Origin of the sequence: Leptospira kanakyensis (assembly GCF_004769235.1) — a bacterium.
Taxonomy (GTDB): domain Bacteria; phylum Spirochaetota; class Leptospiria; order Leptospirales; family Leptospiraceae; genus Leptospira_A; species Leptospira_A kanakyensis.
On sequence record NZ_RQFG01000005.1, the window covers coordinates 849804 to 863215 of the forward strand.

11 protein-coding genes are annotated in these 13412 nt (G+C 38.0%); 3 read left to right on the forward strand and 8 right to left on the reverse strand.

Annotated features, from left to right (window positions below):
• Positions 1-5: 5 nt before the first annotated feature.
• The 8 genes from map to EHQ16_RS04655 all read right to left on the reverse strand — a co-directional run bounded on the left by map (position 6) and on the right by EHQ16_RS04655 (position 10110).
• Positions 6-761 carry a type I methionyl aminopeptidase gene (map, locus tag EHQ16_RS04620; RefSeq protein ID WP_135635213.1) on the reverse strand — a complete coding sequence of 252 codons (756 nt, stop codon included), beginning with the start codon at positions 759-761 and terminating at the stop codon, positions 6-8.
• The gene (gene arsS, locus EHQ16_RS04625) at positions 762-1736 is read right to left on the reverse strand and encodes an arsenosugar biosynthesis radical SAM (seleno)protein ArsS (RefSeq protein WP_135635210.1); all 975 of its coding nucleotides are present in this window, start codon (positions 1734-1736) and stop codon (positions 762-764) included.
• A gap of 2 nt (positions 1737-1738) precedes the next feature.
• Positions 1739-2077: an arsenosugar biosynthesis-associated peroxidase-like protein gene (locus tag EHQ16_RS04630; RefSeq protein ID WP_135635208.1), complete on the reverse strand. Its 339-nt coding sequence runs from the start codon at positions 2075-2077 to the stop codon at positions 1739-1741.
• A gap of 161 nt (positions 2078-2238) precedes the next feature.
• Positions 2239-3708: a TolC family protein gene (locus EHQ16_RS04635; protein ID WP_135635206.1), complete on the reverse strand. Its 1470-nt coding sequence runs from the start codon at positions 3706-3708 to the stop codon at positions 2239-2241.
• Positions 3705-6836, reverse strand: a complete 3132-nt coding sequence (locus EHQ16_RS04640; RefSeq protein ID WP_244241987.1) for an efflux RND transporter permease subunit — start codon at positions 6834-6836, stop codon at positions 3705-3707. Before EHQ16_RS04640 ends, EHQ16_RS04635 begins: the two co-directional genes overlap by 4 nt.
• A gap of 166 nt (positions 6837-7002) precedes the next feature.
• Positions 7003-7779: an enoyl-CoA hydratase/isomerase family protein gene (locus tag EHQ16_RS04645; RefSeq protein ID WP_135635203.1), complete on the reverse strand. Its 777-nt coding sequence runs from the start codon at positions 7777-7779 to the stop codon at positions 7003-7005.
• Position 7780: 1 nt separating this feature from the next.
• Positions 7781-9829, reverse strand: coding sequence for an AMP-dependent synthetase/ligase (locus EHQ16_RS04650; protein WP_135635201.1), 2049 nt, complete (start codon positions 9827-9829; stop codon positions 7781-7783).
• Positions 9830-9897: 68 nt separating this feature from the next.
• Complete coding sequence (locus EHQ16_RS04655) at positions 9898-10110, reverse strand: hypothetical protein (RefSeq protein WP_238734641.1); 213 nt, start codon at positions 10108-10110, stop codon at positions 9898-9900.
• A 166-nt stretch (positions 10111-10276) separates the two neighbouring features.
• Between EHQ16_RS04655 and EHQ16_RS04660 the strand changes: the two genes are divergently transcribed.
• The 3 genes from EHQ16_RS04660 to EHQ16_RS04670 all read left to right on the forward strand — a co-directional run bounded on the left by EHQ16_RS04660 (position 10277) and on the right by EHQ16_RS04670 (position 13407).
• Positions 10277-10507 (forward strand): hypothetical protein, encoded by a 231-nt coding sequence (locus EHQ16_RS04660; protein ID WP_100743326.1) that lies wholly within the window; start codon positions 10277-10279, stop codon positions 10505-10507.
• Positions 10508-10736: 229 nt separating this feature from the next.
• The gene (locus EHQ16_RS04665; protein ID WP_135635573.1) at positions 10737-12260 is read left to right on the forward strand and encodes a MutS-related protein; all 1524 of its coding nucleotides are present in this window, start codon (positions 10737-10739) and stop codon (positions 12258-12260) included.
• Positions 12261-12366: 106 nt separating this feature from the next.
• The gene (locus EHQ16_RS04670; RefSeq protein ID WP_244241928.1) at positions 12367-13407 is read left to right on the forward strand and encodes a HEAT repeat domain-containing protein; all 1041 of its coding nucleotides are present in this window, start codon (positions 12367-12369) and stop codon (positions 13405-13407) included.
• Positions 13408-13412 lie beyond the last annotated feature (5 nt).

Sequence of the window (13412 nt, forward strand, 5' to 3'; positions counted from 1 at the left end):
GAGTCTTAAAGTGTAGCGATGATGGGTTTTCCGTTTTGGACAATGACAGTATGTTCGCACTGAGCTACATAACTGAGTTCCCCACGACGGTTACTTGCGACCAGTGTCCAACCATCTTCTTCTTCATAAGCAGTTTGGCTACCAGTAGAAATAAAAGATTCAATCGCAAGAACAAGACCATTTCCCAATTTTCTTTGGTCACGTTTTTCTTCATAAACCAAAACTTGGGGTTCTTCATGGAGTTTTTTTCCCGTTCCATGTCCGGCTAAATTTTTAATCACAGTAAATCCATTTTCTACTGCGGCAGAATGAATTTCTCTTCCAATGTTTCGTAAATAATTTCCAGTAAACGCTTGTTTTGTGGCACGCATCGTTCCTTCGATTGCTGTTTCACAAAGTTTTTGAAGTGTTTCGTTTGCTGTACCGACTACAAAAGAAATTCCTGTATCGGCATAATAACCATCTAGTTTCGCAGAAACGTCTATATTCACTAAATCTCCATCCTTTAAGATGGTTTCTTTTTTAGGAATCCCATGTGCGATTTCAAAATTGGTACTGATACAAGTATAACCAGGAAATTTATAATCAAACTTAGGCGCAGAAAATGCTCCTGCCTTTTCAAATTCCTGTTTTGCAACGTTGTCTAGTTCCAAAGTAGACACTCCGGGTTTAGCCAGAAGTTTTAAAAGTTCACGAACCTTTGCGACAAACTTTCCTGCTTTTAATATCCCTTGAAGGTCTTTTTCATTTTGAATCGACATCTAAACAATCTCCCCACCACAACTGGATCCCGCACCGGCAGTACACCCGTAACAATGATTTGCTACTACGATCTCTCGACCAAGGTAGGATTGCAAATCGAAATCCTTTAGATGTTTTACGTTTTGTGCTTTCAAATCTAACATTTGATTGAAGTCACAATCATAAACGGAACCATCATATCCTACGGATATTTGATCCAAACACATAAGACCTTCTACAGTTGCAGGATTGTAGGCATTGGCTAAAGTTTCCATATACATTTCAAACTTACCACCCCGAACGAGAGCTCCTAAAAATCGGCTGATCGGAAGGTTATTGATACAAAACAATTGGTTGAATACGATTCCGTATTTTTTTTGCAAAGTTTCTTTGTATTCTCTTTCTAAAACAGACTGCCCTGAACCTAAAAATAAACCATTCGGGTTATAAACCAAATTTAAAGGTAGTTTGGTTCCATAACCAAGAGCATTTAACTTTTGCAATGCGGTAATGGATTTTTGATATACTCCCTTTCCTCTTTGGTTGTCCGTCGTACTTTCAATGAATGACGGTAATGAGGATACAACTTCCACCTGATTGGATGCTAAAAATTCATACAACCAATCATATCCTGGTTCTTCAAGGATGGTTAAGTTACAACGATCCATCACGCGTTTGCCGAGTTTTCTTGCACCCAAAACTAAATCCTTAAAATATGGATTTCCTTCTGGCGCTCCACCCGTGATATCTACGGTTTCAATACCCGGTGTTTTTTCAATGATTTCCAAACACAAATCGATTGTGGCTTTATCCATCATCTCGGTTCGGATGGGAGACGCATCTACATGGCAATGCCGACAAGCCTGGTTACACCATTTGCCAACATTAATTTGGAAAATTTTTAGAGACCGAGCATGAATAGAATGTCCGACAGAATCGGAAAACTTTTTACCACTAAATGATTGTAAGGTGGAAAGTTGTTCCTTCGTTTCCATAACTAAAAAGAAAGTTCGTCTATTTTGTTTTGCATTTGAACACTATGAACTAAATTGATTCCAGCTGCCATTGCTGCAGCCACGTGAACTGCTTCATTCATCTGTGCTTCATTGGCACCTTTTTGGAGAGAAGTGGATGTATAGGCATCAATACAATACGGACATTTTAATGCATGAGAAACTGCCAAGGCAATCAGAGCTTTCTCTCTTTCCGTAAGTGCACCTTCCGCCATTACAGCACCGTAATAAGCAAAAAACTTTTCTGCTAGAGCAGGATTCGTACGTCCAATCTCACCAAATTTTCCAAGATCTTTTGCGTTATAATAATGATTTTCTGCCATTTTTTTTCCTCAAACTTGTTAGCTATATCGTTATAGTATCAAAATCCAGATTTTCAAACCAAATATTTTGAACAACGACTGTAACCGTCATATCATCTTCAGAATGTTGGATTTGTACAACATATTAGACAAATTACAATGTTTAAATCCATCGCTCTAAATCATTCATCAGAAGATTGTGAATCTGTAAGGAGGGGCAATTCGCCTGTGGCAACACCTAGTACCACTCGATTTAAATGCCTTTGGTAATCCATTTTTTGTAATGCCATTTTGGAGTTGAGGGTGCTAATTTTGGTTCCGATTAAATCTGCCAAACTTGTCCGTCCCAAATGATAGGCCGACTCTTGGCTCTTTAATGTATCTAATGCAAACTGGTATGCCTTTTCATAAATCCCAAATAACTTTTCTGAATTTTTTAAACTTTGTATCGCATTTTGGATTTCTTGAACGGCCGCCCTTCTTGTTTGTGAAGCGGTCAACTTTGCTTGTTTGGTTGCCGATTCTGCCATCTCTAAATCTGCATATTGTGTAAGCGGTGTGAGTGGCATGGTAATCGCGAGCTGAGCTGTCACATCTTTAGTATGTGTTTGCCCGGGTGTAGGAAATGAATAAAAAGTATTTACAGCAACATTAGGTGCAAAACCGAACAAAGCTTTACTTTCGTTTGCTTTGGCTACTTCTATTCCTTTTTTGGATGAAATCACATCATATCGTTTCACTAAAACATCATCCACATTTTCAATATTAGGTGATTTAAAACGAGGAACCGAATTTTCCAAAGTGATCTTAGATTCCATTCCGACCATAGTCGATAAGGTCAGTTGAACTTGTTCCAGTTGTGACCTTGTATCTTCTAATACTGCCTGGGCATTAGTGACTGCTGTTTCAGAATTTAAGAGTTCATAACGAAGTATTCTTCCAAGAGAAAAAAGTCTTCTTTTTTCTTTCGCAGCTTCTAAATGTAAACCTAGAGATTCTTCCGCTTGGCTTAGACTATCTTCCAATTGCAAAACATTATAATAAGCTAGTGCAATCTCCATATACATTCGCCCTGCTTCGAACTTGGCTTCCATTCTCCTTTGTTCTGCTAAACTTGTATATGCTTTGTAATCTTGGTAAGCTAAAAGCCCATTTGATAATGGAAAACTTAGTAACAAACGAGAACCTGCTCCTACGGTTGGAGGAAGATTGGATGAAGTTGTTCGTGACGGCAAAAGAGATGCATAATTCTCACTTTGTATAGCCTGGTATGTTTTATAATTATCCAAAGGAGTTGGATCAGCAGTATGACCAGGAATTGAATAGAACTTATTGTAAACATAAGATAGGGTGGGCAAAAACCCAGCCATGGCTTTATTTTTGCCATACTTAGCTTGGTTTGTAGCCTCATTTTTAAGTGCGATTCTTTCTGTTTTTTCCACAGCTAAAACAAACAAATCATTCAAACCCATCGAATTTTTAGATAATGTTCGTTCTAAATCCTTTGTGGTAACGCCAGTTATTTTTTTTAAACTATCTTCAACAACTCCATCACCTACTTTTATATCTGGACTAGATGAACAGAAGGAAACCAAAAGAGAACCCACTAAAAATAAACAAAATCGAAATAAATAACTATTAACTAAATTCATTTTGGATTCTCTTTTTCAAACAGTACATAAGCTGCGGGAACCACAATAAAGGTAATGAGAGTGGAAAGTATCAAACCGCCGAGTATAGTCACAGCCATAGGGATTCTTGTTTCTGCCCCAGGTCCCAATGCAAGTGCAGGAGGAATGGCCGCTGCAATGGATGCAAACGAGGTCATAAGAACTGGCCTCAAACGAACTGGGCAACCTTCTAATATGGAATCTTTTATGTTTTTACCTTGGGATCGTACAAAATTTACAAACTCAACAAGTAAGATAGAATTTTTTTTCACCAGACCTAACAACATGATTAGGCCGATGAAACTGTACATATTAAACGTCTGTCCCGTTACATACAGTGCAACAAGGGCCCCAGAAAAACTAAAAGGCATAGCAAGGAGGACATATAACGGTTGTCTCAAACTATTAAACTGACTTGCGAGTACCATATAAGAAATTAAAATTCCTAAACAAAGTGCAAAGACCAAACCGTTAGTTGATTCATTCGCAGTTTTAGCCGATCCTGAAACGGCAACGGAATATCCTTCAGGAAGGTATTCTTTTGCAATTTTAATAGATTTTTCCATGGATACAGTTTGTCCTAATTGGATAGGAGGGTTTCCAAATAATTTTATCGCTCTGTCCCTGTTAACTCTTGTAATGCTCTTCAAGGCTTTTTTGGATTCAAATACCAAAATTTCTTGTAAACGAATGAATTCTCCATAAGTATTTCTTACCTTGATATTAGGTATGATGTCTGCATTTTCACCTTGTTCTTTATTAATTTTGATTCGAACATCATAACTCCTACCATTTTCGGTAAATCTACTTACTTTTTTTCCTCCCATAAGAGGTCCAATTGTATTGCCAATATTAGCCATACTCACACCTCTTACAGCGGCGGCATCGCGGTTTGGTAAAATTCGAAGTTCGTCTTGTCCCAAAACATAATCTGTATCGATGTCTTGTAAAACAGCTTCTTCTTCCAGTTTTAGCCTTATTTTATCTGAGACTTTTGCCAAAACATCCCAATCAGGGCCAGTTAACACAAGTTCTACTGGATAACCACGCCCTGCACTAAAACCACGTTGTGAGATGTCTATAATCGTAAATTTTGCTTCTGGTACGATAGGTTTTAATTCTTTACGCAAATCTTCAAAAATTTCATTTTGTGTGATTTCTTTTCCTGTTTTAGAACTGATAGGTCGTTTGCCCATGGATTGCATCGAAACAAAAAACATAGCAGCATTCGATTCTGATCCATCAAACCCTCCTACATTTCCCATGTATCTTTCAATTCCTGGTTTAGAAAGTAAGTATTCTTCTACCTTCCGCATAGCGGAGTCTGTTCCCTGAATTGAGGTTGTGACAGGTAATTTAGCACGTAGAATGAACCTACCCAAATCTTGGGATGGAATGAATTCTTTTTTTAATAACAAAAAAAATCCCAGGGAAAATATAAATACCAAAGTGGAAACAACTAATATTGTAATAGGATATCGAATTACATACTTTAGTGTATCTTCATAAAATACTTCTGCCTTTTTAAGAAAGGTTTCCATGATTGGATCTAAAATTTTAAAAATCCCGATTCGATCCCAAAACTTTAAAAACAATTGGATCCATCGATTTGTTTTCCAATTTGATACTTCATTCGTCATTTGAAGTTTTTGTTTTGATTTCGATTTTTCTTTGTCTTTGTATCTGGAAGCACGCATAGGCGTAAAACTTAGTGCCTCAAACAAAGATAACACAACTGCTACAGCTACGGTAATTCCAAATTCTAAAAAGTACCTGCCGATGACTCCTTGCATGAAGGCAACGGGCAAAAAAATTGCAATGATTGCTAGTGTGGCTGCAAGTGCCGCAAAACGGATCTCAGCTGCACCTTCCAGGGATGCTTGGTACCAAGTTTTACCCATTTCTTTATGACGGCTAATGTTTTCAAGCACCATGATGGCATCGTCCACAACAATTCCCACTGCCAGTGACAATCCAAGTAATGTGAATGTATTTAATGTGAACCCGAGTATATATAAAACTAAAAATGTTCCTATGATGGATGTAGGTATAGCGAGTAAAACATTTCCTGTACTACTCCAACTTCCTAAAAATAAACGACAAACTAAACCAGTTAGTATGATTGAAAGAATTAAAGTGAAAATAAGTTCTTCAACTGATTCGCTGATAAACGTTGTATTATCATTAGCAATACTCAAATTATAACCTTTAGGTAAAAAAGGTTTGAGTTCTTCCATTTTTAATTTTACTGCTTTTCCAACGGCAACGGCATCAGAACCTTTGATTTTTTTAATACCCAAACCCACTGCTGGGATTCGATTAAACCGACTAATTCTTTTTACTTCATCTAACCCATCTTCTACGGATGCGACATCTTTTAATTTCACCGGGCGGTACATTGCCGAACCAGTACGTGAATTGATATATATATTAGAAAGTTGTTCCACTGTAGGTACGTCACCTACGGCGCGAAGTGAAACTTCTGATTTTTTGTTTTCTAATTTACCTGATGGAACTTCAATATTTTGTTCTAATAATGTATTTGCTATGTCATCTACGGTTAGTTCATTGCGAGCCAACCGATTAGGATCCAAATACACGTTGATGGTTCTATCTACATAACCCCCAAGTAAAATCTCACCAACTCCAGGAATTTTCTGAAATTTATCTTTGAGGTATGATTTCACAAAAATCATCTTCTCTTGATCCGTTTTTCCCTCAGCAGTCAAAGCAACCCAAATGATCGGTGTATCATCCGGATTTGCTTTTAATAATATTGGGGGATCAAGTGCATCGGGAAGTTTGTTTTGAACCTGTGCAATTTTAGTTTGGATTTCCTGTAGAGCAACATCAACATCTCTATCTAATCCAAGTTCTACGGTAATCGTTGCAGCACTTTCATTAGAAGTAGATCGGATTTCTTCGACACCTTCCACCGTCAAAAGAACTTCTTCCAACGGATCAACTACATCTGACTCCATTACGGAGGGATTAGCACCTTGTAATGTGAGAACAATATTGACTACAGGAAAGTCAACATTGGGCATCTGAGAGAGCCCAAGTCTAGAAAGTCCGATAGCGCCAAGGAGAACCATGGCGAACATCATCATCCAAGAAAAGATAGGATTGCGGATGGAAATTTCAGAAAGATGCAAGTTACCTCAAAGTTTAAGCGAATAGCGCCTAAAAGTAAGACCCATCTTTACATCACAAGGTTCCAAACGAAAAGAAAAAAGATAAGAAGTTTTCTAATCGTTTGGAAAGGTAAACCTAAATTCAAGTGATGAATTTAGGCCTACGTTTTTCGATGAGGGAATGGAACCCTTCTTGTCCATCATGAGACAGAATGACTTTTGTGAAAAGATCTGCATCAATTTGGAACAAAGATTCCATTTTTTTTCGGTAAGGTTCTCTTTGGGCAGTTTTCATTCCACGACTAGAATTGTTTGTGAGTTTGGAAAGTGTCTCAGCAAATTTTAAGGATTCACCAAACAACGTTTCTGCAGTAAACAATTCATCCACAAGACCAATTTCTTTGGCTTCAGGGCCTTTGATTTGTTTCCCTGAGTAAAGAAGGTCACGAGTGACTTTGACACCCACTAAATCTTGTAAAACAATCGTAGGAATGGATGGAAAGTTTAGGCCAACAATGGCTTCGGAAAATCCAATCCTTGCCCCTTTGTCCACCATATACCGATAGTCTGAAAACAAAGCGAACACGGCCCCTGCCGCCATACAATGTCCATTCACCACAGCAATCGTAGGAACAGGAAAATGGAAATAGGTTTGTGCAGTTCTTAACAATTGTTCAACGGATTTCCGAACATCGGATTCCGTTTTTCCATACATAAGTGTGGGTTCAATTCCGTTGGAAAAAAACTGTGTTTGTGCGGATGTAAAAAGTAAAACACGCAAATTTGGATTGTTTGCGTGTTTGTTCAAAATTTGTTCGAATAATACAAAAGCTTCGAAATCGAAAGTATTCTTTTCATTGGACTGCATCTTGATTTCCAAGATGCGTTCCCCATGAAAGATCTCTGCAAAAGGATTCATATTAACTGTTTTTGTAGAGTTCCAAAATTCTGTCTTTGTATTTTTCTGTAATCACGTGTCGTTTCATCTTCATTAAGTTAGTAAGTTCATCTCCAACCTCAAAAGGTTTTGTGATGAGTGTTACATACTGTACTTGTTCGAAGTTTTTGAATCCTGTTTTAACACTGTTAAAATTACGAACTTCCTTTTTGTAAAAATCAACGATCTTTGGATTGGTGATTAGTTTCTCAGGATTTTTTTCTGAAATTCCGTTTTCTTCAGCCCAAGGAACCAGTGCATCAAAATCAGGAACAATGATGGCACCTAAAACTTTTTGGTCTTGGCCCACAATCATCGATTGTTTGATGTAAGGTGATTCATCAATTTTGTTTTCGATAGGAACTGGTTCTACGTTTTCCCCACCGAGAAGTACGATCGTATCTTTGGCACGACCAGTGAGGGTCAGTGTTTTTTTGAAGTTGATCATACCGATATCACCGGTATTCATCCAATTGTCCACGATGGTCTTTTTGGTAGTTTCTGGATTTTTGTAATATCCTTTCATTACCTGAGGCCCTTTGAGATGAACCACACCTTTTACACCTAACTTACCAAAGATGATATTCTTTTTGTCGTCGATATGACAAAGAACATTTCCCGCATCATCACGAATTTGTACTTGGCTGAGTGGAACAATATCACCCACAGAACCCATAATCGGACGATCAAATGTTCGTGCGGAAATCACAGGACCTGTTTCTGTCATACCGTAACCTTCGAGCACTGTAATCCCAATATCCATAAAAAAGGCATCTACGTGTTTTTGGAGAGCACCACCACCGGAAAGTGTCGCACGCAAATGTCCGCCTGTTGCTTGGCGAATTTTAGAAAGAACAATTCGGTCAAGAGTGAGGTAGTTAAAAATAAGTCCAAGGCCTGCTACCACATACAGAGGGGTTTTCAAAGGACTTTCTTCTGGTAAACCAAACTGTGCTGCCGCTAAAGAAAGAATTGTCACTGTATAAGGGCCAGTTAACAACAATTTAATGAAGGATACAATGGACAATGCCAAAGATTGAATGATATTTCTTCCTTCATAATCCACTTCCCAACCTTTGAGGAAACGAACTGCTGAATGATAGTGTTTTGAAAAAAAGTATGCTACTTTAAACAAAAATCTTCGGACAGGAGGAGTTTGTTTTGGGTCATTGATACGAGTGTAAATCCCGTTATAAATACTTTCCCAAACCCGTGGAGCCGAAGCCATAAAGGTAGGTCTTGCTTTTTGGATGTCGTTACGAAGTTCTGTTACCTTTGTATAGTAAGTCGAACCACCATTAATGATGGCAAAGTATTCCACAACACGTTCGAAGATATGCCAAACAGGAAGAATAGACAACATACGATCGTCAGGTGTTACTTTAGCAACACGCGGAACCACGTAATGCATTTGGTGGATCATATTGGAATGCATAAGCATCACACCTTTTGGCATTCCTGTTGTTCCAGAAGTGTAAATGAGAGTGTACAAATCGTCCGGTTTGATTCCGGCCATTCGTTTTTCCGCTTCTCGTTTTCCTTTGGCACGCATTTCTCTCCCTTTTTCTAGGAGATCATAAAAATGGAGGATTCCAGCACCTGACTTTAATTTGGTGTCTTTGTCCATGATGATGACGGTTTTTACCGACTTCACCTGAGATTTGTTATTTTTATATTTTTCGTAAACTTTGTCATTTTCCACGAAAACAACTTTCGCTTCAGAATGATTCAAAATATAAACAATTTCGGAATCGGTAATATCAGAACCCCGTGGAACGTTTGCGGCACCTGCCGTGAGCACTGCACAATCGGCAATGATCCATTCCATACGGTTATCAGCCAAAACACCAACGTGTTCTCTGGCCTTAACTCCTAAATCAATGAGGGCTTCTGCAAGTGCCAGTCCGTCTTCGTAGAGTTCTTTGTAAGTGAGGGCTTGGTAATCCTTTTCTGCATTCTTATACCAGAATGCTGGTCTTGGACCGAATTTTTCTGCGGATTCCTTATAAACGTCTGCTAGGTTATTTGCCATATCTCTCCATCTAAAAGCGGTCTTAATGATAGGGCCTACTTTTAGATGGTCAAGAGAAATTTAGGGATTTAGTCCCAGTGGAACCCTTCGCGTTGGTGTCCTTTTTTCAAATGGCGTTTGCGAATTTCGCGGAGTTTGGTCATTTGTTCGAGATTGAGTAGGTTACGTGCCGCAAGTCCCATTTGTGGGAGAAGGGTTTCGTCTTGTGTGTTGGCTAAAAACTGGTTGGTCTTCGTAAAGGAGCTTTTAAACTCCAAATTCATATCGGGATAGAAATCCATACAAGCCTCCGTGCTTTCCGGTTTCCGGGGTATTTGTCTTTTAAGGTTCCCAACCATCCGTGGTAAGTAGCCTTTCCCCAATATATGTATCGCCGGAAAATGAATATCCTGAAGCAAAAAATTTTGCTTGTACTATTTTTTTTTATCTGATTTTTGGTATTCGTTCATGACGATTCGATTGGAAAATTCTACTGGCAGACGGAACGGGCGTTTCGTTGCTTATGAGTACGGGGAAGACCTATTTGGCACCCTGTATTTGAATAAATTTTCTGGCCGAGACAAAGGTCGTCTCATCGACAAATGGAGATTAAATGACTTAGGAAGTCTCATTCGTGTCCTAGATACAGAGATTTCTCGCAGGGAAGAAGAAAATTACGAACGACCTCTTTTCCACTAATCCAACTTATTTGTTCCTAATTCGTAGGAACAAACGTTACCAAAAAAAAATCCAATCCCTTTCGAAAAAACTAAAGCGGGTATCCATACTCCGGTTCATTACCTTTACCGTTTTTTCTGCGGCAGTTCTTTTTTGTTATCTAAACAAAGAAACCTGGAAAGAATATTTATTTTCCCTTCTGATCCTTCTTCCTTTTGTGTATTTGGTTAGGTTGTATTCAAAACGAAAAATTCAAATCCAATATGTAAAAAAAACACAAAGTTTTATTTTAGAAGAACTTTCTAGACTAACAGGCGAATTCAAAAAAATCAAAACAAGAGAAGTTTGGGAATATCCTGAATTTGTGCGTAACCATCCTCTTTCCATTGATTTGGATCTTTGCACCAAACAAGGGTTTTTGGGGGTTTATGATACCACCATCACAGAAGTGGGATTTCAGACTTACCTCAAACGTTTTTTACAAGAATCCATCGAAGATACAAAACTAAATTTTCATCCTGATGAAATTCAAAACATCCTGAAAAAAAATTCTTATTTTGCATACCATCTCCTTCGTAAGTATTTAATACCTGAGGCGGAAACAAATGAAAAGTTTCCTTTAACTTATGTAAATGCAGAAGATTCTTTTTGGAAAAAAAGAAGGTTTTTAAAGGGATTTTTCCCTATTTGGGGTGTATTCTCACCCGTGTATTTGTCCTTGGGACTGTTGTTTGACTTACCTCTCCTCCCACTCCTTCTCCTCATCAATGGAATTTTGTTTGTTACCTACCGAAATGATTCTTTAAAACAATGGAAAGAAATTAAGGCGCTCTCTTCAGGGGCTTCCAGGTTTCAAAAAACTTTCGTTTATTTGGCAAAAAATAGAAAACCCACCAAACAAATGATAGGTCGAATTTCTTCTCTCGGTGATTCTTCTGAGTTACTCATTTCTCCTTTACCACATTTGATTTTGAATCTTATTTGTTTATGGGATCTTTGGAAAATCAAATCCCTCGAGAAATGGAAAAGTAAATTTGGAAATCTTTGGAATGATCTCCGAATCAAAATCATAAAAACTGATTCCCTATTGCCCTTCGTGAATTTTGGATTTTTGTTTCCAGAAGCTAGTTTTGCAGGGTCATCATCGGCTGGAAACTTAAGTGCGAAAAGTCTGGTACATCCCCTGCTCCCTAAATCCAGTCGTGTATTCAATCCACTTACCAAAATGGAACCTGGAGATTTAATGATTGTTACCGGATCCAATATGAGTGGGAAAACTACTTACCTTAGGTCCATCGCCATGTCATTGTTACTTGCCGGTTCAGGTGCACCCGTTCTTGGTTCGGAATTTGAATTTCCAGAATTTCAGATTCATACTCTCATCCGATCTCAAGATTCGATGGAAGATGGAGTTTCTTTTTTCTACAGTGAAGTCAGAAGGTTATCGTCGATCATCCATAACGCAGAGAGTTCTAAAAAAATACCAGTTTTGTTTTTGGATGAAATTTTAAAAGGAACCAATTCCAAAGAACGGTTTATTGCAACACGGGAAATTCTTTCTGTACTACGAGAAAAAAGAGCCATCGTCTTTCTCACAACTCACGATTTAAAACTAGCGGAAGTTCCTTGGGCAAAACGATTCCATTTCACCGAACTAGAAAAAGACGGACAAATGGATTTCGATTACCAAATTCGCGAGGGAGTTTCCGGTTCCACAAATGCCCTTAAGATTCTAAAAAAAGAAGGGATCCCGATTCGTAACGAAGAGGATTGAAAGTTGATTTTTAGTTTTCTTAATCTTATTTTAATTCTTTGACAACTCCATAATTTTTCCAGATAATTGTCGAAATACAGGTGAGAGTCAACCAATGGAGAGTTATGTGAAGAATTTCCTTTTATTTTTGTCAATATTTATCAGTTTTGGTTTGTTTGCTGGTGATCTCAAAGAAGATCTCAAAAATGCAACAAATGATAGCGATAAGATTTCCATTCTTTCGGAAATGGGAAAGTCAGGGGATTCGAAATTTGTTAAACCCATTACTGAACAATTGGAAAAAGGCGAATCTAGTAAAATTCGTTCGCAAGCGGCAAGTTCTTTAGGTGAACTAAAGGCTGGAATCAACGAATTACAAAAAGCTTTCGATAACGATGATATTTATGTGAGAGAAGCCGCTATTGAGGCACTTGCAAAAATCGGAAATTCAAAATCACAATCTTACTTTGAAAAAGGGGTAAAAGACAAAAGTGAAAAAATTCGTTTTTATAGTGTCCAAGGATTATCTAAAGTTGGTCGCAGTGGTAATGCGCCCATTTTCCGAAATGCAATTGAATGGAAAGACAAACCTACTCAACTAGCAGCGATTCGGGGATTAGGAAACATTAATGCTTGGGATGAATGGAAGTATGTAAAACCATTTTGTTCTAACCAAGATAAAGATTTTGTCATGGCATGTTTGTACAGTGCTGGTAAGTTTAAAACAGATGAGTCTTTATTAGCAATTGAAGGATTACTTGCAAGCCAAGACACTGAAATTAGCAAAGAAGCATTTGATGCAATTTCTAATTTTAAACCTGCTCAAGTCATTCCAACATTAATCCGATTCAAAAAGTCGAACCCAAATCACCCAAATCTAGCGGATCTTAGTGCAAACTTAAAAAAATTAAAAGCTGCAAAACAATATGCGATTATCAATGTATCGGATCGATTGAATTTACGTTCCAAAGCGAATGAACGATCAGAAGTGATCACTGGTTTACAAGGAAATTCTGTAGTCGAAATTATATCCAGAGAACCCAGGAAGTACATCATCACCAATAGCAAAGGTGAAGAAATGGAAGATTTTTGGTACCAAGTCAAAACAAGCGATGGTAAAAAAGGATTTTTATTCGGCGAATATATCCAAGTGGTAGATAGTTATTAAGGATT